The sequence below is a fragment of the Corynebacterium sp. HMSC075F02 genome (assembly GCF_001838335.1).
GTDB lineage: Bacteria > Actinomycetota > Actinomycetes > Mycobacteriales > Mycobacteriaceae > Corynebacterium > Corynebacterium jeikeium_D.
Genome location: NZ_KV836313.1, coordinates 84,231 through 105,841 on the forward strand (window position 1 = coordinate 84,231; position 21,611 = coordinate 105,841).

14 protein-coding genes, 1 pseudogene and 1 riboswitch are annotated in these 21,611 nt (G+C 59.8%); of the genes and pseudogenes, 9 read left to right on the forward strand and 6 right to left on the reverse strand.

The annotated features are described in order from the left end of the window. Positions 1-84: 84 nt before the first annotated feature. From HMPREF2920_RS06755 to HMPREF2920_RS06770, 4 genes are all read left to right on the forward strand, one after another. Positions 85-558 (forward strand): inorganic diphosphatase, encoded by a 474-nt coding sequence (locus HMPREF2920_RS06755; RefSeq protein WP_172954623.1) that lies wholly within the window; start codon positions 85-87, stop codon positions 556-558. 153 nt (positions 559-711) lie between these two features. Further along, positions 712-1,008 carry a rhodanese-like domain-containing protein gene (locus HMPREF2920_RS06760; protein ID WP_016421494.1) on the forward strand — a complete coding sequence of 99 codons (297 nt, stop codon included), beginning with the start codon at positions 712-714 and terminating at the stop codon, positions 1,006-1,008. 157 nt (positions 1,009-1,165) lie between these two features. After that, positions 1,166-1,984, forward strand: coding sequence for a MarR family winged helix-turn-helix transcriptional regulator (locus tag HMPREF2920_RS06765; RefSeq protein ID WP_070854110.1), 819 nt, complete (start codon positions 1,166-1,168; stop codon positions 1,982-1,984). Next, positions 1,981-6,027, forward strand: coding sequence for a Pls/PosA family non-ribosomal peptide synthetase (locus tag HMPREF2920_RS06770; RefSeq protein WP_070854111.1), 4,047 nt, complete (start codon positions 1,981-1,983; stop codon positions 6,025-6,027). Before HMPREF2920_RS06765 ends, HMPREF2920_RS06770 begins: the two co-directional genes overlap by 4 nt. 285 nt (positions 6,028-6,312) lie before the next feature. On the opposite strand, the gene metE is transcribed toward HMPREF2920_RS06770, so the two are convergent. Continuing rightward, positions 6,313-8,622, reverse strand: a complete 2,310-nt coding sequence (gene metE, locus HMPREF2920_RS06775; protein ID WP_070854112.1) for a 5-methyltetrahydropteroyltriglutamate--homocysteine S-methyltransferase — start codon at positions 8,620-8,622, stop codon at positions 6,313-6,315. 38 nt (positions 8,623-8,660) lie between these two features. Beyond that, a riboswitch (cobalamin riboswitch) is annotated at positions 8,661-8,844 on the reverse strand. A gap of 209 nt (positions 8,845-9,053) precedes the next feature. On the opposite strand from metE, the gene HMPREF2920_RS06780 reads away from it, so the two are divergent. Together HMPREF2920_RS06780 and HMPREF2920_RS10630 are read left to right on the forward strand one after the other, a co-directional pair. Beyond that, complete coding sequence (locus HMPREF2920_RS06780; protein ID WP_049171921.1) at positions 9,054-10,175, forward strand: Dyp-type peroxidase; 1,122 nt, start codon at positions 9,054-9,056, stop codon at positions 10,173-10,175. Positions 10,176-10,713: 538 nt separating this feature from the next. After that, positions 10,714-11,051, forward strand: a pseudogene (locus HMPREF2920_RS10630) (IS256 family transposase); the annotation flags it as partial. Between the two features lie 103 nt (positions 11,052-11,154). On the opposite strand, the gene ppk2 reads toward HMPREF2920_RS10630, so the two are convergent. Then, the gene (gene ppk2 / locus HMPREF2920_RS06790; protein WP_005510168.1) at positions 11,155-12,054 is read right to left on the reverse strand and encodes a polyphosphate kinase 2; all 900 of its coding nucleotides are present in this window, start codon (positions 12,052-12,054) and stop codon (positions 11,155-11,157) included. A gap of 153 nt (positions 12,055-12,207) precedes the next feature. On the opposite strand from ppk2, the gene HMPREF2920_RS06795 reads away from it, so the two are divergent. Then, positions 12,208-12,684 carry a DIP1984 family protein gene (locus HMPREF2920_RS06795; RefSeq protein WP_070437789.1) on the forward strand — a complete coding sequence of 159 codons (477 nt, stop codon included), beginning with the start codon at positions 12,208-12,210 and terminating at the stop codon, positions 12,682-12,684. Positions 12,685-13,028: 344 nt separating this feature from the next. Here HMPREF2920_RS06795 and groL read toward each other — a convergent pair whose 3' ends face one another. Next, positions 13,029-14,654: a chaperonin GroEL gene (groL, locus tag HMPREF2920_RS06800; RefSeq protein ID WP_038626677.1), complete on the reverse strand. Its 1,626-nt coding sequence runs from the start codon at positions 14,652-14,654 to the stop codon at positions 13,029-13,031. 378 nt (positions 14,655-15,032) lie between these two features. Between groL and HMPREF2920_RS06805 the strand changes: the two genes are divergently transcribed. Together HMPREF2920_RS06805 and HMPREF2920_RS06810 are read left to right on the forward strand one after the other, a co-directional pair. After that, complete coding sequence (locus tag HMPREF2920_RS06805; protein ID WP_070854113.1) at positions 15,033-16,445, forward strand: dipeptidase; 1,413 nt, start codon at positions 15,033-15,035, stop codon at positions 16,443-16,445. A 239-nt stretch (positions 16,446-16,684) separates the two neighbouring features. Next, on the forward strand, positions 16,685-17,239 hold the full coding sequence (locus tag HMPREF2920_RS06810) for a 2-isopropylmalate synthase (protein ID WP_048731724.1): 555 nt from the start codon (positions 16,685-16,687) through the stop codon (positions 17,237-17,239). A gap of 151 nt (positions 17,240-17,390) precedes the next feature. Here HMPREF2920_RS06810 and HMPREF2920_RS06815 read toward each other — a convergent pair whose 3' ends face one another. The 3 genes from HMPREF2920_RS06815 to HMPREF2920_RS06825 all read right to left on the reverse strand — a co-directional run bounded on the left by HMPREF2920_RS06815 (position 17,391) and on the right by HMPREF2920_RS06825 (position 21,467). Beyond that, a complete protein-coding gene (locus HMPREF2920_RS06815) occupies positions 17,391-18,602 on the reverse strand; it encodes an IS110 family RNA-guided transposase (RefSeq protein ID WP_070601050.1) in 1,212 nt (403 codons plus the stop codon). Positions 18,603-18,894: 292 nt separating this feature from the next. Beyond that, positions 18,895-20,661 (reverse strand): metal ABC transporter solute-binding protein, Zn/Mn family, encoded by a 1,767-nt coding sequence (locus HMPREF2920_RS06820; protein WP_222865187.1) that lies wholly within the window; start codon positions 20,659-20,661, stop codon positions 18,895-18,897. Beyond that, complete coding sequence (locus tag HMPREF2920_RS06825; protein ID WP_035006260.1) at positions 20,658-21,467, reverse strand: metal ABC transporter ATP-binding protein; 810 nt, start codon at positions 21,465-21,467, stop codon at positions 20,658-20,660. Before HMPREF2920_RS06825 ends, HMPREF2920_RS06820 begins: the two co-directional genes overlap by 4 nt. Positions 21,468-21,611 lie beyond the last annotated feature (144 nt).

A 21,611-nucleotide genomic window follows, 5' to 3' on the forward strand; every position in this document is an offset into this window, starting at 1 on the left:
AGGTGCACAAATAAACGGTTTTGAGCGGGTTTCGCATAAGATAGCCGTCAGAGAAGTGTACACCGATTATAAGGAGTCATCGCCGTGAGCGTTGAGGTCACTATTGAGATCCCGAAGGGTCAGCGCAACAAGTACGAAGTCGACCACGAGACCGGCAAGGTCTACCTCGACCGCTACCTGTTCACCCCAATGGCCTACCCGGCCGACTACGGCTTCATCGATGAAACCCTCGGCGAGGATGGCGACCCGTTGGACGCTCTCGTGATCCTGCCGGAGCCGGTTTTCCCGGGCGTTATTGTCAAGGCTCGTCCGCTCGGCGTTTTCAAGATGACCGACGAGGCCGGCGGCGATGACAAGCTGCTGTGCGTCCTGGATGATGTCCGCTTCGACCACTACCAGGACATCGACGATGTTTCCCAGTTCACCAAGGACGAGATTGAGCACTTCTTCGTCCACTACAAGGACCTGGAGCCGGGCAAGGAAGTTTCCGGTTCGGGCTGGGGCAACAAGGCTGAGGCTGAGCGCATCCTGGCTGAGGCTATCGAGCGCCACAAGTAAGAGCCACAAGTAAGAATTGCGCTAGCCAATCTCCCTTCCTGGGGCTCGCACCTTTGACGCAGTTCCTGTGATTCAGCGCTACGGCCGTCGGAGTTTTCCTCCGGCGGCCTTTGTGCTTCCGGCGATAAGGTCAGATTGCGTATAGTGCGCACTATGGAAACCGTAAACGTATCTGAAGTACCCGAAGACGCACAGATCATTGATGTCCGCTCACAGATGGAGTGGGATGACGGCCACGCCACCGGCGCCGTTCACATCCCCATGGAAGAGATTCCGTCCCGCTACGGCGAGCTAGATTTGGATTCCGACATTTACCTGATGTGCCGCTCCGGTGGACGCGCCGCTCAGGTTTCTTCCTGGTTGGAGAAGAACGGTATCGACACCATCGTCATCACCGGCGGCATGATCGACTGGGAGCACTTCGGCCGCCCAATGGAGAAAGCCAACTAAATCAACTACAACTGCCCTGCCTACCTGCAGGGCAGTTTTTCATTTATTTACCCACCCCAAAGCACCGACCTTCTAACAATCCGCAGGCAAACATGGGCATTATTAGTTGGCCATGTCCCATTATTGATGGTTCCCCAGATTGTCTAGTATGGGAAGTATGTCTGATTCATCCGTACTTTCCTCGGCGGACTCAGCCGACACCAGCGGTGGTGTGGCAGCCGACGTAGACGCGAAGGTGCCTGCTGTCGACGCACAGAGCGGCACCAAGGCGAAGAAGGCTCGCAAGGGAGCGAAAGCCAAAAACAAGGCCAGCGCTAAGTCCAAGTGCAAGCCCGGCTCCGCAAGCGAACTCGCCGTCGCACCGGCCGCCCTGCGCAAATCCGCGTCCTGGTGCCTGGCGCAGCTCGATGCGGCTGTCCGCGCCAGTGTCAACGCGGCTCTTGGCCGCACTCAGATTGAGTCGATTTCCATCCGCGGTTATTGGGTTCTGGAGGCCATCGCCGATGGCGGCGACATGGCTCAAACCGAGCTGAGCGCGCTGCTCGGCATGGACCGCTCTGACATGGTTCGCCTGATTGACTCTCTGGAGTCGGCAAATCTAGTCGAACGCACCCGAGACTCCAAGGATCGACGCCGCCAGCTCATCGCGCTGACAGAAACGGGCAACACCACCCGCGCATCTCTGCGACGCTCACTCCGCAGAGCCGAACGCGCCGCCGTCGCCGAATGCGCACCCGAGGTACGCGCGCTGCTTGCATCGCTTGCCGACGACTCCGCTGCAAGCCCCGAAACCGATGCCGGCGCGAAGAACCCCGAGGCCGCTATCCCAGAGGTCACGGCCACTGAGACAGACACCAAGGACATGGCGGAGAATAAGACGCAGGCGACGTCGTCAAGCGATGCCCCGCGTCCTAAACGTAAGAAGTCGAAGAAGAAAAAGCGCAAGAAGAAGAATAAGAAGGGGGCTCTCAAGTGACAACCACTGAAGCGAAGTTCCTACGCGCTACGGAACAGCCGCTTGAGCGCACACTCATTGACATTGTCCGGGCGACCGCGCGAAGGTTCCCCGAGGCTGAGGCCATCGATGACGGCGAGGTTGTCGTCACGTATGCGGAGTTGATCAACGAGATTGATTCCACAGCTACGTGGCTGTACGAACAGGGCATCCGTCGCGGCGACCGCATTGGTGTGCGGATGCCGTCGGGAAGCCGCGAGCTCTACCTGGCAATTTTGTCCATCATGGCCGCCGGTGCCGCCTACGTTCCGGTGGACGCGGATGACCCCGACGAGCGTGCAGAAATGGTCTTCGGCGAGGCCGGTATCGCCGGTTACTTCGATGCTGAAGGCCTGCATTTGGCTGGCTCCACGGCACGTAATCGCCCCCGCCCGCTGGACTCCGACGCCGACTCCGACGAGGAAGAGACGGAACCGACGCCGCCGAGCGCACGCGAGATCATCTCGCAGGAGCCCACTCCTGACGATGACTGCTGGATTATTTTCACCTCTGGCTCCACCGGCAAGCCCAAGGGCGTGGCGGTCACCCACCGCAGCGCCGCCGCTTTTGTCGATGCGGAGGCCCGCTGGTTCTTGGCCAACCACCCGGAAGGACCGCTCGGCCCGGATGACCGCGTTCTCGCCGGCTTATCCGTCGCCTTCGACGCCTCCTGTGAGGAAATGTGGCTGGCCTGGCGAAATGGTGCCTGCCTGGTGCCGGCTCCGCGTTCGCTGGTGCGCTCCGGCGTGGACCTGGGCCCATGGCTGATTTCCCGCCACATCACCGCTGTTTCCACAGTTCCGACGCTGGCCGGCCTGTGGCCCGCCGAGGCGCTCGACAGCGTGCGCCTGCTCATCGTTGGCGGCGAGGCCTGCCCGCAAGAGCTGGTCGAGCGCCTGTCCACCCCAGAGCGCGAAATGTGGAACACCTACGGCCCCACCGAGGCCACCGTCGTGGCCTCCGGCATCGAGCTGAGGCCCGGCAAGCCCGTGACCATCGGTTTTCCTCTGGACGGCTGGGACCTCACCGTCATCGACGAAGAGGGCAACCCCGTCCCACCGGGCACCAAGGGCGAGCTGGTCATCGGCGGCGTGGGACTCGCACGCTACCTGGACCCGGAGAAGGACGCCGAGAAGTACGCACCGCTGCCAGCTCTCGGTTGGGAGCGCGCGTACCGCACCGGCGACCACGTCATCATGGACGAGGACGGACTGTACTTCACCGGCCGCGTCGACGATCAGGTGAAAATCGGCGGTCGGCGAATTGAGCTCGGCGAGGTCGAGGCGCACCTGGCTGCCCTCCCCGGCGCTACTCAAGCGACTGTCGTGGTGCAGAAGACCGGTGCTGGCGATTCCATCCTGGTCGGCTACGTCGGCGCCGGTGGCGACGCCGCAGCCATGGACTACGACAAGTGCATGGATACTCTCCGCGATGCCATGCCAGCCGCGATGGTGCCACGCCTGCACATCATGGATGAGCTGCCGGTTCGTACCTCCGGCAAGGTCGACAAGGCGGCGTTGCCGTGGCCACTGCCTGCGCGTGCGGGTAAGGGCGACGTCGACAAGCTGAGCCCTGTAGAGAAGTGGCTGTCCGATATCTGGGCGGACGTGCTGTCCGTACCTGCGCCCGGCGCGGCCTCGGACTTCTTCGCCCTGGGCGGCACGTCCTTGGCGGCGGCGAGCGTCATTGCGCGCATTCGCCAGCGCGCCCCACAGGTCGCCGTGCGCGATCTCTACGACCACCCGCGCCTGGGCAATCTCGCTGAAGAGCTGGTAGCGCGCGGTTTCATCAGCGACGACATGCTTGCCGACGACACCAGCGACCCCACCGCTCACCTGGAAAAGGTGCCCGAGCCGACGCCTGTCTCCCGTAAGACCCGTTGGGCGCAGGTCTGCCTCATGGTGCCGCTGCAGTGGGCACGTGGCATGCGCTGGGTAACGTGGCTTGCGATTATCAACTGGGTTATCGACGGACCGCTGGCGCTACCAGGCTGGTTGGTGGCCGTACTGGCCGTGCTGTTCCTGACCCCGCTGGGGGTCATGCCCATCAACGCGGCGACGACACGCCTGCTCACGCGCAACATCACCCCGGGTGATTACCCGCGAGGCGGTTCGGTACATCTGCGACTATGGGCGGCCGAACGTCTGGCAGAGAGCTCCGGTGCCCACTCAGTAGCGGGTGCTCCGTTCGTGCTGTGGTACGCCCGTATGCTGGGTGCCCGCATTGGTAAGGGTGTGAATCTGCACGCGCTGCCGCCGGTGACGGGTCTGGTCAAACTGGATGATTACTGCTCGATCGAGCCGGAGGTAGACCTGTCCGGATACTGGGTCGATGGCGATGTCGTCCACGTCGGCGAGGTCACTATTGGCAAGCACGCCCGCATCGGTGCCCGTTCAACGCTGCTGCCCGGCGCGCGTATTGGCAATGACGCTCACATCGAGGCGGGTTCCACCGTCACCGGTGAGAAGAAGGTCAAGGCTGGCGCGCGCTGGTCGGGTTCCCCGGCTCGCAAGGTCGGCCGGTCCAAGCACCGCTTCCCGGAGGAAGTTCCGCCGGCTCGCCGCCACTGGGTGGCTATCTACGGTCTCACCGCTGTTTTGCTGACACTCGTACCGCTGTCCGCTGCGGTCGCGATGGCTGCTGTCATCGGTTGGGGCACGGGGCTTATCGACGGCACCACCGAGCTAACCACCTCGAATCTCTGGCCAACGCTGGGTAGCGCCGTGCTGTGGGCTATTCCCGCCACCTTCGTCGGTGTTGCGGTGTATGCCCTGCTGACGCTGATTCTCGTGCGCCTGTTCAGCATCGGCCTGAAGCCGGGAGTGTTCCCGGTGCGTTCGCGCGTGGGTTGGCAGTCGTGGGCGACAATTCGCCTGATGGACGCTGCCCGTCACGACCTATTTTTCATCTACGCCTCCATGTTGACGCCGCTGTGGCTGCGTGCACTGGGCGCCCAAATTGGTCACGACAGCGAAGTCTCCACCGCGATCGGTATTCCGAAGTTCTTGCACGTCAAGGACGAGTCCTTCTTGGCTGACGACACCATGGTCGGCAGCTACGAGCTCGGCGGCGGTTGGCTGCTGGTGGGTGACTCCCGCATCGGCAAGCGCGCCTTCCTGGGCAACTCCGGCATCACGCTTCCAGAACGCAAGCTGGCGAAGAACTCGCTGGTGGCCGTGCTGTCCTCTACCCCGAAGAAGACCAAGTCCGGCTCCAACTGGTGGGGTTCGCCGCCAGAGCGCATGCGCCGCGTGGGCACCGTCTCCAGCGATGAGTCGGCGCAGACCTACCGTCCGACTACGGGATTGAAGGTCGCCCGCGGCATCGTCGAGACACTGCGCGTCCTGGCACCGATGGTCTCTCTCATGTTGGCTACGGTCACGCTGTTTATCTTGCAGGCCCTTGGCATGTTCACCGCGGAGTTGGTCACTGCAGGTGGCGTTGGCGCTGCCCTGCTCGGCCTGCTGGTCGCGTGGCTGCTCTCCCCTGCCGTGCTACTGATTGTTGGTGTGCTGGGGCTGCTCATCACGGTCGTGGCCAAGTGGGTGTGCGTCGGCAAGCACAAGCCCGGTGATCACCCACTGTGGAGCAAGTTCGTCTGGCTCAATGAGCTGCAGGATGCATTCGTCGAAATGGTTGCCGCACCGTGGTACCTGAACCCGGCGATGGCCACCGGCGGTATCGCACGCGCGATGCGTCTGCTCGGCGCGAACGTTGGCCACGGGGTGTGGCTGGAGACGTACTGGCTGCCCGAGACCGACCTTGTCAAAATCGAGCGGGGCGCTTCTGTCGGCCGTGGTTGTGTCGTTCAGACGCACCTGTTCACCGACCGCGTGATGACGCTCGACACCGTCCACATCGGACACGGCTCCGTCCTAGGACCGCACTCAGTCGCACTGCCGGCATCTGTGCTTGACGACGGCTGCCGCGTCGAACCCGGTTCTCTCGTCATGCGCGGTGACCATGTTCCTGCGCACACCTCCTGGCGAGGTAACCCAATTGAGCCAGTGGTGGCCAAGAAGTAGCCCGGATTGAGTGGGGGGCTTAGGTAGGAGCCTGGTAGGCACGACGGGCTGCAAATGTGAAACTGTGAGAGTTTATGACACTTTCAAGCCATTTTTCGGACAATTTTTGCTATAAACGCGGTCAGTAACTCCATTGGCCCGCTGCCAGCCATAACCGAGGTCACTAACTCGCATTGGGGCTAAGTAGGGCTAAGTAGCAAAAGGTGCCCACCCGGCGACACGCCGAGCGGACACACTTTTTGCTACTTAACCCACTATTTATTTTGCGGCTATGCAGTTCGCGACTTACTCTGCTAGCTGCAACCGAGCCTGCTGAGCTGCGGCTACCAATACTTTCAGTGAAGCCGTAACCTCTTCCCAACCTCGGGTCTTTAGACCACAGTCCGGATTAATCCACAGCAGGTTGGGGTCAACGCTTTCAAGCGCATCTTCCACGAGCTGGTTGACTTCTCCGTCCGTCGGCACGCGAGGCGAGTGGATGTCCCAGACACCTGGACCAATCCCGCGAACGTATCCCTCATCTTTCAGCGCTGCGAGCACCTGCATACCGTTGCGAGCTGCTTCGATGGACGTGACATCGGCGTTGAGATCATCGACGGTGTCGATAAGCTCATTGAAGTCCGAGTAGCACATATGCGTGTGAATCTGAATGTCGTCAGCCACACCAGAGGTAGCCAGACGGAAGGAACCTACGGCCCACTTCAGGTAGGCGGGCTGGTCCGCTTCATTCAGGGGCAGCAACTCGCGAATGGCTGGCTCATCGACCTGCACGATTTGCGCTCCAGCGGCCACGAGATCTGCAATCTCATCGCGCAAAACCAGCGCAACGTTATCCGCAGTGTCACCGATGGGCTGGTCATCACGGACAAACGACCATGCCAACATGGTCACCGGCCCGGTGAGCATTCCCTTGACGGGAAGGTCAGTCATGTTTGCCGCTGCCTTGTACCACTGCACCGTCATTGGCTCTGGCCTGGTGATATCACCGTAGAGAATCGGCGGCCGCACGCAGCGGGAACCATAGCTTTGGACCCAGCCATTGGCGGTCGCGAGGTAGCCGTCCAGCTGCTCCGAGAAGTACTGCACCATGTCATTGCGCTCAGGTTCGCCGTGAACCAGCACATCGAGTCCCAATTCTTCCTGCTGCTCAATGGAGCATCGAATTTCAGCGAGCATTGCTGATTCGTAGTCGACTGGGGTGAGCTCTCCCGCGCGCAACTGCGCACGTGCACGACGAATGCTATTGGTCTGCGGGAAGGAACCGATTGTGGTGGTCGGCAGCGGAGGCAGATTGAGGGTCTCAGCCTGAGCCGCCTGGCGAGCCGCAAACGGGGAACGGTTACGGTCGCTATCCTCGATTGCCGCCAAAGCTTCACGAACTTCAGGCTTAACAATCCGCTTCGACTCTGCCCTCGATGCCAGTGCTGCCCGGGACTCCCTCAACACCTTTAAATCCGCGGCATCGAGTTGGCGGTCATTCAACTTGGCATCAAGCGCCCTCGCCAAAAGGGTCACCTCGGCAATTTTCTCATCGCCGAAGGCCAGCCACTGCAGCACCTCGGCATCTTCTTCGCTCGGGTTTTCCGAGGCCAGGGAGTACGGGACATGTAGCAGCGAACAGCTAGTCGACACCGCGATGGGGCCTCGGGCTGCCAGCTTCTCCAGCGTCGCCAGGGCTGCATCCAAATCGGTGCGCCACACATTACGACCATCGACAATGCCCGCAACCAGCAGTTCCTTGCCGGTCCAATGCAGCAGCTCGGAGCTACCTGCTACCAGGTCGCAACCAATGGCCTGCACGCCTGTGCCAGAAAGGGTTTCCAGCGCCTGATCACCATCACCAAAGTAGGTCTGCACCCACAACTTGGTATTCGCAGACTCCGCCACGCCGGCCAACTTCTCGTAGGCCTGGCGAGTCCTAGCAAGAGTCACTTCATCGAGGTCAGTGACCAATACTGGCTCATCGAGCTGAATCCACTCAAAGCCCTTATCCCCCAGTTGAGCGATGATTTCCGCGTACGCATCGGTCAACTTTTCCAAAAGGCCAAGTGGGTTCGAATCATCGTCGGTACGCGACAGGCTCAAGTAGGTCACAGGACCAATCAAATGAGGGCGCAGCATGGTGGTGGCGCCATTGTTTAAGCTGCAGGAATCATCCAACCAGTCAGTGAGGTCAGAGGTAAATTCAGTATCGGCTGACAGCTCCGGAACAATGTAGTGGTAATTGGTGTCGAACCACTTGGTCATTGCGGATGCCGGTTGCGTCTTCGTACCGCGAGCGGCGGCGAAGTAGTGGTTGATCCATTCCGGTAGGTTGGAACCGTCCGTTTTCGGGACATTCTGGAAGCGGGCTGGAAGCACTCCGAGCAGCGCCGATGTATCCAGCATAGAGTCGTAGAACGAGCGCCCAATTGTCGGAACCGAGTCGATTCCTGCCTTCAGCGCTGCGCCAATGTAGCTATTGACAGTGTTGCGCGCCGTCGCGGCCAGCAGGCCGCCGGTCGCCGGGTCGCGCCAGTAGTTTTCCAGAGCTCTTTTGAGCTCACGATTACGCCCTATCCGCGGAATGCCCGCGAGGGTTGCGTGAATTGCCATGATCTCGTGATTTCCTCGTCAGTCGTGATCAGCATCGGGTATGAAATTGCACAACCGGCAGGCATTCGGACTTGTCATCACTGAAAAGATTGGTTATCAACGCGTCGGATAAACCAAAGCTCTGGCAGTGATGCTTACCGTTGCGGGACAGTTCCGGACTTGCACCGGGATTCCCCTGCATAACTCGAAGGCCTTATGCGCGCTAGGCTCAAAACACACCTTGCGCGGAAAACGTGCGATATGCAGCACTTTCCTTAATGAACACCTTCGAGGCGGCTGTGGATGTGAAGTATATCGCAATATACAAATATCTCATTCACTTAGCCCCCTCCCCGAGCCTTTGCTTTGATGCTCTCCTGCTGGGACCAAAGTGATTAAGCTCGTAGTCATAAAAGCTATTTATTCTACCTCTTTTCAAGGAGTGACCTCGAGTGACACAGGCTTCCGGACCTTCCCTGAGGGGCGCCAAGATTCCGTTCGATGGCCCGGTCCAGTCAGGCGTTGAACAGCCCGGCCAAGCACATCTCCGCCTCGTCGCATTCGATTTGAAGGACGGCGTCGACGCAGCAGATCTGAAGGCACTGTTCTCCTCGCTTACCGACGTTGCCCGCCGCCTCACCCAAGGCCAGGACATCGAGGGGTATCTGGAACCGGAAATGGTTGCAGCCACTGCAAACCTGACCATTACCGCAGGTTTCGGTGAGCGCATCTTCGATGTGCTCGGCAAGCCAGAGCGCAAGCCGGCTGGTCTGCACGATATCCCGTCATTCCAGCATGACATGCTCCGCCCTGAGTGGGGCCAGTCTGACTTCGCTCTGCAGTTGTGTGGTGATGACCTCGTCACCGTTTCGGCCGCGTCCCGTCTACTGGAAAAGAAGGCGGCTCCGTGGGCTCGCGTGAAGTGGTTCCAGAAGGGCTTTTCCTACGCCTGGGGTTCGCAGCCTCACGGCGCTACCCCACGCAACCCGCTGGGCCAGCTCGACGGCACCGTCAACCCGTCCACTCCGGAGGAATGGTCCGAACAGGTGTGGATTGACTCCAAGGACAAGGCGATTAACAACTCCTGCGTGATGGTTGTTCGCCGTATTGCGCTCGACTTGAACAATTGGGAGGAGCTCAGCACCGACGAACGTTCCATCGTTATCGGTCGTGACTTCCACACCGGCGCTCCTCTTTCCGGCGGCAATGACGAGTTCGATGAAGAGGACATGGACGCCGTCGATGACCAGGGCGAGTACCTCATCCACCGCCAGTCTCACTTGGCGCTTTCCCGTGAGCAGGATGGTCAGCCTGACGACGCCCTGCGTCGCCGCGCCTATGCCTACGAAGACCAGCCCGGTGAGCCGGCCTTCCCGTTCGAAGGACCGAACGTTGGCCTGGTCTGGGTTGCATTCCAGAAGAACCCGGACAACCAATTCAGTGCAATCCAGGCCCGTTTGGATCGCGGCGATTTGCTCAATGAGTGGAACCGTCACATCGGCTCCGCTGTGTATTGGATCGCCCCTGGCACTACCCCGGATTCCTACTGGGGTCAGGAGCTGATTGAGGGGTAGAGGCTGCAAGCTGGCGGCGAAAAACTGACTTGGCGGGCCAAAGCCTGACGGACTAAAAAGCTGACGGGCTGCAATGCTAGCTGGCCGACGCATCCGACGACTTGTGGCCACGCTATTCACCTATCGATGCGCTGCAGCGTGGCCACAAGTGAATAGCGCATCGACAAGTGAGAGGGCCTGGCCCGCAGCTTGCGCATAAGTGCCGAAAAACCATCGATAAGTCAGGGGAATACATCGATAAGTCCCCGAAAACTGGCCATAAGTGCCGGACAAGCCAACAACCTGCCCCTGCTTCAACCCAAGCCCCACTCCAACCCAGGGTTAAGTGACAATACGTCCGCATCCCCAAAAGTGTGTCTGATTTTCAGCATATCTGCTGATCAAGCTGCATAAAACGGGCTTAAATAAGGTTCCAGACCTTATTCAAGCCCGTTTCTTGTTCAATCCACCGGAATGGCTCCTACATGTGGTAGCAGGGTCTTGGTTGTCTTTCTGGGTGACTCATAACAGACCCCGATGCCCCGTATGCACTGGGCAAATGAAGAAAAACGGCACCACAACCAAAGGGACAACCAGGTGGCGGTGTAAAACCCTGACTGTGGAACCTCCACCACACACCGCCGCCTCGATCAGACCCAGACCCGGGATTTCAAAGCGTTTCACGCCTACGTCACCGGCACTGCTTCTTTAACCGAGGTCGCCGACACCTTGCACGTCTCCCGGCGCACGCTCGACCGCCGGTTCACCTCGTTGTGGCTCATCGATGTCCCCAGTACCCCAGCCCCCAACCGAATCTACGACCAAATCTTCATCGACGGCACCTACGCCGACGCCGGCTGCCTGCTCGTAGCCGCAAGCCGTGACCACGTCATCGCCTGCCAGCGCCACCGTCAGCCATAAGAAAACGCCCGCCGAGTGCCTGAGCACTCCTGCGGGCGTTTCTTCTAGACAAGAACTTTGTCAGTCACGGACCACCGAACTAGTCACCAATCTGGTCACGGCCACGCTTAACAATCTTCGGGTCCGGAGTACCAACCAGCTCGTGGTCCTTCTCCGTGTACTCGAACTTGCTAAGCACATAACGCATTGCGTTGATGCGGGCACGCTTCTTGTCGTTGGACTTAATGGTAATCCACGGGGACTCATCGGTATCCGTGTAGCGGAACTGCTCTTCCTTTGCGCGGGTATAGTCACCCCAACGGTCCAGCGATGCGAGGTCCATCGGAGAGAGCTTCCACTGACGCACCGGGTCAACCTGGCGAATAGCGAAGCGAGTGCGCTGCTCCTTCTGAGTCACCGAGAACCACAGCTTGGTCAGCGAAATACCGGAGCCCAGAATCATGTTCTCCAGCATCGGGACCTCACGCAGGAACTCTGCGTGCTGCGACTCAGTACAGAAACCCATCACGCGCTCAACGCCCGAACGGTTGTACCAAGAACGGTCGAAGAAGACGATCTCGCCAGCGCACGGAAAGTGCTCAATGTAGCGCTGGAAGTACCACGAGGTGGACTCACGCGGCGACGGCTTTTCCAGAGCCACAGTACGAGCACCACGCGGATTCAGGTGCTCATTAAAGCGCTTAATAGTACCGCCCTTACCGGCGGCGTCACGGCCTTCGAAGAGGATGATGTGCTTCTGACCAGTTTCCTTGGTCCAGTTCTGCCACTTCAGAAGCTCAATCTGCAGCTTCCTCTTAATAGACTCATATTCCTTGCGCGTCATGCGCTCCTCGTACGGGTAGCCATCGCGCCAGGTATCAACCCGCTCACCGTCTGGAGTGACCAGTACCGGATCATCCTCATCAGAATCATCGACGACGTAGCCTTCGGTCTTCGCCAAATCGACGATGTGGAATTCCTCTTCATTCTTGTCAGCCATACCCCTTATCCTACTGAATTTCTCTGCCACGCGTCCCCCATGCGGGTGCCCTTACCTGCAATTTCCCAGCAGTTAACGTTCCGGTTTACCGAAATTGAGGGGTGGGACTGCACGCAGCGACCGTCGATAAGCACTGCGCGTACAATAAATGCCATGTTGTTATCCGAAGCTCTTGCCGCACGATCCGAAGTTTCCGACCGGCTGGCTGAGATTAATCGCCGTCTTTCGCTAGTAGCGCAGGTGCAGGAAGGCGATACGCCTGATGAAGATCCGCAAGCGCTTATTGCCGAAGCCGAGCGTCTGATGGCGCGCTTCGAATGGCTGGTGCGCTCGATTAACGCAACGAATTCCGCTACTGCCTTCGAGGACGGAACGCTTAGCGACGCACTTGCGAAGCGCGACCACCTGCTAACACGGCGGCGGTTCTACACCTCCGCAGCCGATCAGGGCTCGGGTCGGCGGGATCGATACTCAGCCTCGGAGATTCGCTATGTCGCCACTGTGGATATCCGGTCGCTGCGCCAGAAAGCCGACAAGGCGGCGAAGGAATACCGGGACTTGGATACCCGTATTCAGCAGGCGAACTGGTCAACCGAGCTTATCGAGGCCGCGGATAAGCCGGCCGAATAGCAAAGTGGCAGGGTTCGGTAGCGAAACCAGAAGAATTTCACATTTTGATAAGTCGGTAGTTGCATCCAGATTGTCGGCGAGCGCGACGGCCTGTCTCTGGCCTTAAAGGGACACCTAAAGATCTCACCTGTACTGAGGCAGCAGGATTAATAACAGACAGTCCTCGTCATTGCGTACATGGGTACAGATCATCGGTTATTTTTCACTACCAAGCGCTGAGGCGTCTGATGCAACGAGGGTGGGTTCGGGGACTTAAAACTTTCTCAAGTTACACAGCAAAAAGCGCCGCTGAGGATTTCCCTCAGCGGCGCTTTTTAGGCTAACTCAAGCAGTCGGGACCTCTTTTAGAAGCCCATGCCGCCCATCTCGTCGCCACCCGGCATTGCCGGCATAGCCGGTTCCGGCTTGTCAGCGACAACAGCCTCGGTGGTCAGGAACAGAGCCGCAATGGAAGCGGCATTCTGCAGTGCGGAGCGGGTAACCTTCACCGGATCGTTGATGCCAGCTTCCATCAGGTCGATGTACTCGCCGGTAGCAGCGTTCAGGCCTTCACCCTGCGGCAGGGAAGCAACCTTCTCGGTAACGACGCCGGCCTCGAAACCAGCGTTCAGAGCAATCTGGCGCAGCGGAGCTGCGAGAGCCGCACGCACGATGCGGACACCGGTTGCCTCGTCGCCGGTCAGACCCAGCTCGTCGTCAAGCACGTGCGAGACCTGCAGCAGTGCGGAACCGCCACCTGCGACGATGCCCTCTTCCACAGCAGCCTTTGCGTTACGGACGGCATCCTCAATGCGGTGCTTGCGCTCCTTGAGCTCGACCTCAGTTGCGGCGCCAGCCTTGATAACTGCAACACCGCCGGCGAGCTTAGCCAGGCGCTCCTGCAGCTTCTCCTTGTCGTAGTCGGAGTCGGAGTTCTCGATCTCAGCGCGGATCTGGTTGACGCGGCCCTCGATAGCGGACTGCTCGCCAGCGCCCTCGACGATAGTGGTCTCGTCCTTGGTGACGACCACCTTGCGAGCGCGACCCAGCAGCGGCAGGTCAGCGGTCTCGAGCGACAGGCCGACCTCCTCGGAGATGACCTGGCCATCGGTCAGGATAGCCATGTCCTGCAGCATTGCCTTACGACGGTCGCCGAAGCCCGGAGCCTTGACAGCGACAGACTTGAAGGTACCGCGGATCTTGTTGACGACCAGGGTGGACAGAGCCTCGCCCTCGACGTCCTCAGCAATGATCAGCAGCGGCTTGCCGGACTGCATGACCTTCTCCAGCAGCGGCAGCAGGTCCTTGATGTTGGAAATCTTGCCGGAAACCAGGAGGATGTACGGATCCTCCAGAACGGCCTCCTGGCGCTCCATGTCAGTGGCGAAGTAACCGGAGATGTAGCCCTTGTCGAAGCGCATACCCTCGGTCAGCTCCAGGTCGAGACCAAAGGTGTTGGCCTCTTCCACGGTAATGACGCCTTCCTTGCCGACCTTGTCCATAGCGGTGGCAATCAGCTCACCGATAGCCGGGTCAGCAGCGGAGATACCAGCGGTAGCAGCAATCTGCTCCTTGGTCTCAATGTCCTTAGCGGACTCCAGGAGCTTCTCGGTAACAGCCGTGACAGCCTTCTCGATGCCGCGCTTGATGCCCATCGGGTTGGAGCCAGCAGCAACGTTGCGCAGACCCTCGGAAACCAGAGCCTGAGCCAGAACGGTAGCGGTAGTAGTACCGTCACCAGCGACATCGTCGGTCTTCTTGGCAACTTCCTTGACCAGCTCAGCGCCGATCTTCTCGTAAGGATCCTCAAGTTCGATTTCACGTGCAATGGAGACACCGTCGTTGGTGATCAGCGGTGCGCCCCACTTGCGCTCGAGGACTACGTTGCGACCCTTCGGGCCCAGCGTAACCTTGACAGCGTCTGCCAGGGTGTTCAGACCCGTTTCGAGACCGCGGCGGGCCTCCTCGTCAAATGCAATCATCTTAGCCATGAGGTTTGAAGAATCCTCCGTCTATTTATGTGGCACTTACATTGGAAGTTGACCCAGGCGCCCGCGACGGCATGTGATTCGAGGGAAGCGCCGCCCTCTCCATCACCGGAGTCAACACTGTACTTTTTAACGACTTTGCAACACTTGTTTCAGCCTGCGCTGCAGTATGTGCTGCAGTTTGCTGCAACTCGCATACAACGCACACATACACAAGGTGTGAAGTTGTTTTTATTAGCACTCAATTAGAGCAAGTGCTAATTCACTTTTTTAGCACTCAACCCCATCGAGTGCAAGGTTAAGCGCCGCAACTCCCAACGCCAATACCACTCCCGACGTCACTCCCAACGTCATCATGGTTGTGCGCCTACACTGTCGCACATGAGCATTATTAATAAGGAACTCACGGACGCCCTGCGAGACCACATCTCCAGCCAACGCGAGACCATCCGCACTCAGCTGACCGAGCTGGTCGCTTTCCCATCCGTACACGGCACCGAAGAAACCAAGCAGGCCTGCATCGACGCAGCCCAGGCGGTTACTGACATGTACGCAGAGCTGGGTATCGAGCTAGAGGCGCATCACACCATCGACGGTTCGATTGCACTGTCGGGTTTCATCCCCGGGTCGTCGGAAAGCGCGAAGACCGTACTGCTCTACTCCCATTACGACGTCCAGCCGGCGGGCGACGAATCCGCTTGGACCGCGGATCCGTGGACGCTCGATGAGCGCGACGGTCGCTGGTACGGACGCGGTACTGCCGACTGCAAGGGCAACGTGGTCATGCACCTGGCTGCGCTGCGCGCGCTGCGCGACGACGCTCTTGCGGGCCACGTCGACATGCCAAACATCAAACTCATCGTGGAGGGCTCCGAGGAGCGCGGGTCGGCGGGCCTGAACAACCTCATCGCCACACAGCCAGAGCTTTTCGACGCCGACGTCATCCTCATTGCGGATGTCGGCAATGCCGAGGTTGGCCAGCCGACGCTCGTGACCACTCTGCGCGGCACCGCCGATGTGGAAGTACGCGTCGATGCGCTGGAGCAGCCGGTTCACTCGGGCATGTTCGGCGGCGCAGCCCCGGATGCGCTGGCGGCACTGATTCGCATGCTCGACAGCCTGCGCGATGAAAATGGCTTTACTTCTATTGATGGACTGGACTGCTCGCAGCGGTGGGAGGGCCTGGACTGCTCGCAGCGGTGGGAGGGCCTGGACTACTCGCCAGAGACTTTCCGCGCTGACGCCGGCGTGCTCAATGGAGTGGGCCTGATTAGCAACGAGGACACTTCCGTCTCCGATCTGACCTGGGCGCGCCCGTCGGTGATTGTGACCGGCATCGACTGCCCACCGGCAACCAATGCTGTCAACGCGATTTCGTCGACCGCCATGGCGCACATTAACTTCCGCATCCCAGGCGGCGTTGATCCGGCTGAGGCGCAGGACGCGCTGGAAAATCACCTGCGCGCACATGCTCCGTGGGGCGTGAAGGTGACGGTCGAACGCGACGAGCTGGCTAACCCGTTCCGGGCCAACGTTGAGGGCAAGGTTGTGCAACTGGTCGCTGACAGCCTGTCGGCCGCCTATGGCAAGGAGACCGCAAGCATGGGCGAGGGCGCCTCAATTCCGCTGTGCGCCACCCTGCTGGACGCCGTACCAGGTGCTGACATCGCGCTTTACGGCGTGGAGGAGCCACAGGCTCGCATCCACTCGGCTGATGAATCGGTCGACCCGAACGAGATTCGCGACATCGCTATTGGCGAGGCGGTTTTCCTGGCCTCTGTCAACGGAATTTAACGGGGACAGCAAAGAATCCACCAAAGATATTGATTGAATGACTTGTGTCACATCTTTTACCTGTAGTAAGGTTCCACCCATGCAGCAGAACATTCTTATTCGAGTAGCGAAGGCTACGAACCCCGGTGGAGGCCGACAGGACTGACCCCTCCACACGGGGTCTCTGGCCGCAACTTCTCAAAGCACTTGGTTGGTCCGCCACTCACAGCAAAAGCAACTAAGCAAAGGACCAGAAAAGAATGTTTCCCACTCGCACCCAGAAGAACATGTCCACTTCGACGACGTTCACGGGCAAGCGCCCTTCGTTGGAGCACCAGGACGACGGCAATGTGCGAACTTATTCCGACGATCCATTTAGGGCTCGATTCGGACATCGCCTGCCTCGAGGCTTAAGGCAAGAAGCTCGTGGCATGAACTGGCAGAAGTTCAAGGACACCTACTCCCCCACGAGCGGCCCGGTTCAGATCAAGAATTTCGAGGCAACCCGCGGCACCCTGGGGCGCTGGAATTTCAACGCTGACTTAACACTGACCGACAAGGACGACCACACCCACACCTTCACCCAGGAGATTACCGCTATGGGGCCGGTGTCGGCTTGCACTAATCTGCTGGCTGATGCAGGTTACCGCGTGGAAATCGTGGAATTCCACCAGTTCGAAATCTTCGAAGCTACCGCTACCTTTGTCTATGCAGGTCACAACAATGACCATGTGTGGACCATGGGCTTCGGCCAGACTCCGGAGGCTTCCGTGCTTTCCGCTTTGGTCTGCGCTGCTAACCGCCTGCATGGGTAGGACGCGGATGCTGCTCGTTTAGTAAACGGGGGGTGTCCCTATGTTTTTGTCAAGTGCCAGACCGATGTTGACGAGCACAGTCTTGGGAGTAGTTTCTTAGGCGTGCCTAGGAGCCGGCCAGCGTGTGCTGGTCGGCTTCGTCTTTGGGGCTTTATGCGGCGACGGGGCGTGGCGGGATTTCGCGGAAGAACTCCTTGTTTTTCAGCATCGCGTAGATGACATTGCATCGGCGTCGTGCCAGGCAGATGACTGCTGCGTTGTGGCGTTTTCCTTCAGCGCGTTTGCGTTCGTAATACCGCCGTGACGGTTCGTGGCTGCGGATAACTGCGAATGCGGAGTAGAACAAGGCGTTTTTCAGTCGTTTATTGCCTGACCGTGCCGGGAATTCACCTCTGATCGACGAACCGGATCGTCTAGTCACGGGTGCTATTCCAGCATAAGCAGCTAAGTGGCCAGCACTAGCGAAGTCGGAGCCATCACCGATCGCAAGAAGGATCTGCGCTGCGGTCTTGATGCCGACTCCGGGCATACTCATCAAGACCTCACAAAGAGGGAAATCAGCGAGCATCTCTTCAACCTGCTCAGCAATGGTGTTTCGTTGCTCTTTGAGGGCCTGGATGTTTGCAGCCAGTTGAGGAATTACTAACTCGGCGGCATCGCTTCCAGGCACGGTGGCTGTTTGAGCTTTCAGCGCTGTAAAAATGTCGTCTACCAGCGGGGTGGGGTCTTTACGTGTGCGCTTGATCATCCAGTTCAACACTCGTTGGTATCCGGCTCTTTTTAGCCCCTGCGGTCCCTTGTAATGGATCAATAATTCCAGGATCGGCGTGCGAGTCAGGGTGCTACCAGCAAAAACTCGTTCCAGGCTGGGGTAGATCTGGGTGAGGACACTGCGAAGCCGATTGACAGTGCGAGTGCAATCGCGGGCGATGTCATCATCGAAGCCGGACAGCATCTTTAGGGCGGAGAGTACCTCATCATTGCGGTCGACGGCACGTAGCGTGTGGGGCATTGTGCGGGCGGTGTCGGCGATGATGAATGCGTCGCGTTTGTCTGTTTTTGCACGTCCCGGATAGAGATCTGCAGCTTTGCGCATCGCAAGACCTGGCAGGTATCCGACTTCGCAACCGCAGTCCCGGGCTACAGCAATCGGTAGTGCGCCGATGGTGTTGGGTTGGTCGACGATCACGAGCACGGTGCCAAGCTTCTGAAGCTGGTGAAAAACGCCTGCTAGTTCGGATTCGAGTTGAGGCAACGGTTTGTCGAAGACCTTGTTGCCATCACGGTCTAAGGCGCAGGCGTGGTGTTCAGATTTGCCGACGTCTAGACCAAGGAATATGTCGATGGAATGCTCCGGAGACATGATGAGCTCCTAGAAAACGAGATGGGTATGGCGTTGTTCCAGTCGCTGGTGTCATGACCTTCGTTGCAAGCACCCACGTTACAAAGAGACCTAGTTTAAAACTGGCCGTGTCCCTATCAGCTGTCATCGAAAGTCCTGGCACCCGGCGGCAACACCCCCCCGGATTATGGAAACTACAGGGCAGGTAAGCCATACCGGGACCAGCGACTATCCCCATTATCGGGGACACTCACAAGGTAACGGGAATGCGACCGGGGAAGCCCAACGCATGTGGGCCTCGAGCATTCGCGTTTTAGCGCTTCAGCCCCGCGATCATGGTCTTCAAGTTGCTGCGCAGGAAATCCTCGTAGGTTCCCGCGACCGTGCCCGGCTTGCCGAGCTCATCGGAGTGCAGTGGCTCGTCGAAGATCGGAATCCCGGCCTCCTTCGAGACGGTCTTCATGGGGCGCGTATCCACGTTCGACTCCACGAACAGGTGCTTCGGGCGCTTGTCCTTCAGCTGGCGCACGAGGTGTCCGATCTGCGCGGGGGAGCCGTTTTCATCCGTGTCGATCTGCCAGATATACAGCTGCTCCATGCCGTAGGTGTCGACCATGTATTGGAAGGCATGTTCACTGGCCACGAGCACACGATCCTCCTTCGGCAGCGCACCGATCTGCTCGCGGTAGTCGGCGTCGATGCTCTCCAGCATGGCCTTGTACTCCGCCCCCTTCTCCTCGATGTGCTCGGCACGCTCGGGCAGGGCCTCGGCCAGCGCCGCGGTCACGTTCTCGGCCATCGCGATGCCGACGGTCGGGTCCAGGAAGGCGTGCGGGTTGATCTCCTGATTGCCCTTTTCGTCCTTGAGGTACTTCGGTTCCACGCCCTTGGTGGCCTCGACCATCTGGGAATCGTCCAGGCCCGCGGTGTTTTTCAGTTTCGCGAGCCAGCCGTGCTCACCGCCCTCGAGGTTCAGCCCGTTGTAGAACAGCAGGTCGGCGTCGCTCGTCGCATCCAGGTCCGCGGGCAGGGGGTCGTAGTCGTGCGGGTCCGTGCCGGTCGGCACGAGGTTATGGACGTCCACCGCCTCGCCGCCGATCTCCTCCACCAGGTCCGCCAGCAGCGTGAAGGTGGTGACGACGTTCAGCTGCTCACCGTCTGCCTTCTCCTCCGTCGAGAAGGTCACGGCCCCGAACACGAGGGCACCGCCCACCAGGAGGGCCAACAGCGCGGCCAGTGGCTTATTGCCCAGCGAGCGAGCAATCAGTCCCTTGCCTGGCGCGAAGAGGAAAGCCAGCAGGAACAGCGCGCTGGCGGTCAGCACGATCGTCACGCCGGAGGACACGTTGTAGCTATAGCTCAGGAACAGCCCCACTACGGAGCTGAGCGCCGAGATCGCCACTGAAAGCCCGATCATCACTCCCAGCCGGTTCGTCAGCAGGTACGCCGCCGACGCCGGAGTGATCAGCAGGGAGACCACCAGGATCACGCCCACCGTCTGCAGGGAAATGACCGTCACCAGCGTGAGCACCACCATCAGCCCGTAGTGGATTGCCCGCACGGGCACGCCAGCCGACTGCGCCATGACGGGGTCGAAGGTGCTGAGCTTGAGCTCCTTGTAAAAGACCAGCGTGAGAATCAGCACGGCAGCGGCAATACCGATCGAGAGGTTGCGGTCGGCGTCCTGAACGGTCAGGACGTTGCCGAAGAGGATCTCCGTCAGATCCGTCGCCGTCTGCGCTTTCGCCATGAGCAGCACGCCGATCGCGAAGAAGGTGGAAAAGACGATGCCGATCGCCGAATCGTTCTTCACAGTGGAGCGTTCGCTGATCAGCCCGATCGCCAGTGTGGCGAGTAGACCCGCGACCACCGCCCCGAGGAAGAGGTTCGTGCCGAGCAGGTAGGAGGCCGCGACCCCCGGTAGTACGGCGTGCGAGATGGCGTCGCCGATCAGGGCCATGCCGCGCAGCACGATGAAGCTGCCGACGATGCCGCAGGCCACGCCCACGATCACCGAGGTGATCAGCGCTTTTTGCAGGTAGCCGTGGCTGAGTAGTGAGTCGAGGAACTCCGCGATCATGCTGTCTCCTCCTGGAGGGCTGCCTGCCGTGGCGTGGGGTGGGCTGGTGCTGACGGCTCGCGGATGACGAGCGCGCCGAAGGCCTTCTGCAGCACGTCGGGGACGAAGACCTCCTCGGTGGGACCCGCCGCGACGAGCTCGCCGTTGAGGACGATGAGGTCGTTGTAGTAGCCGCGCACCGTGTTCATGTCGTGGTGCACGACGACGACGTGCTTGCCCGCGTCCGCCATCTGCCGCAGCAGGGTCACGATCGTCTTCTCGCTGGGGACGTCGATGCCGACGAAGGGCTCGTCCAGGAAGATGTACTCCGCGTCCTGGACGATGGCGCGGGCAAAGAGGACGCGCTGGAACTGTCCGCCCGAGAGTTCGCTGATGTGGCGGTGGCGAAAGTCCCACATGTCGACGTCCTTGAGAGCCTGGGTGGCTGCTTCGCGTTCGGCCTTGCCGGGGCGGTGGAAAAGACCCAGGCGCGGGTAAGTGCCCATCAGGACGGTGTCGAAGACGCTGGTGGGGAAGTTGCGGTCGAGGTCAGAGCGCTGCTCGATATAAGCGATTGCGCGGCGCTGCTCGGCGGGGGCCTTGCCGTCGAGGGTGACGGGGTAGCCGGCAGGGGCGCCGGTGGGGCCTGTGCCGTGGACGTTGTGTTTGTCCAGGATCTGGAGCATCGCCTTCATGAGGGTGGATTTGCCTGAGCCGTTGGGGCCGATGATGCCGTGCATGCCGGGGGAGTCGAGGGTGAAGCTGATGTTCCGAATCGCGGTGTTCGCGCCGTAGCTCACGCTCAAGTTCTGGACGCTAATACTCATGGCAGCCAAGAATAGTGGTCAGTTCAATGAATCACCAAGTTCAATGTATTGACCTTTGGGGTGGGGTGGTGTTGGGGGGGGCAGTAATGGCACTGATTTGGGGCTTGAGCAGTCAGCCGCTCAAGCCCCAAAAAATGCCCAACT

What these genes read in the sequence shown, in the direction of transcription:
- HMPREF2920_RS06765 (WP_070854110.1), top strand. Translation starts at nt 1,166, where the DNA reads ATGTCTGATTCATCCGTACTTTCCTCGGCGGACTCAGCCGACACCAGC.
- groL (WP_038626677.1), bottom strand. Translation starts at nt 14,654, where the DNA reads ATGGCTAAGATGATTGCATTTGACGAGGAGGCCCGCCGCGGTCTCGAA.
- ppk2 (WP_005510168.1), bottom strand. Translation starts at nt 12,054, where the DNA reads ATGGCTGACAAGAATGAAGAGGAATTCCACATCGTCGATTTGGCGAAG.
- HMPREF2920_RS06825 (WP_035006260.1), bottom strand. Translation starts at nt 21,467, where the DNA reads ATGAGTATTAGCGTCCAGAACTTGAGCGTGAGCTACGGCGCGAACACC.
- HMPREF2920_RS06795 (WP_070437789.1), top strand. Translation starts at nt 12,208, where the DNA reads ATGTTGTTATCCGAAGCTCTTGCCGCACGATCCGAAGTTTCCGACCGG.
- metE (WP_070854112.1), bottom strand. Translation starts at nt 8,622, where the DNA reads ATGGCAATTCACGCAACCCTCGCGGGCATTCCGCGGATAGGGCGTAAT.
- HMPREF2920_RS06810 (WP_048731724.1), top strand. Translation starts at nt 16,685, where the DNA reads ATGTTTCCCACTCGCACCCAGAAGAACATGTCCACTTCGACGACGTTC.
- HMPREF2920_RS06815 (WP_070601050.1), bottom strand. Translation starts at nt 18,602, where the DNA reads ATGTCTCCGGAGCATTCCATCGACATATTCCTTGGTCTAGACGTCGGC.
- HMPREF2920_RS06805 (WP_070854113.1), top strand. Translation starts at nt 15,033, where the DNA reads ATGAGCATTATTAATAAGGAACTCACGGACGCCCTGCGAGACCACATC.
- HMPREF2920_RS06760 (WP_016421494.1), top strand. Translation starts at nt 712, where the DNA reads ATGGAAACCGTAAACGTATCTGAAGTACCCGAAGACGCACAGATCATT.
- HMPREF2920_RS06820 (WP_222865187.1), bottom strand. Translation starts at nt 20,661, where the DNA reads ATGATCGCGGAGTTCCTCGACTCACTACTCAGCCACGGCTACCTGCAA.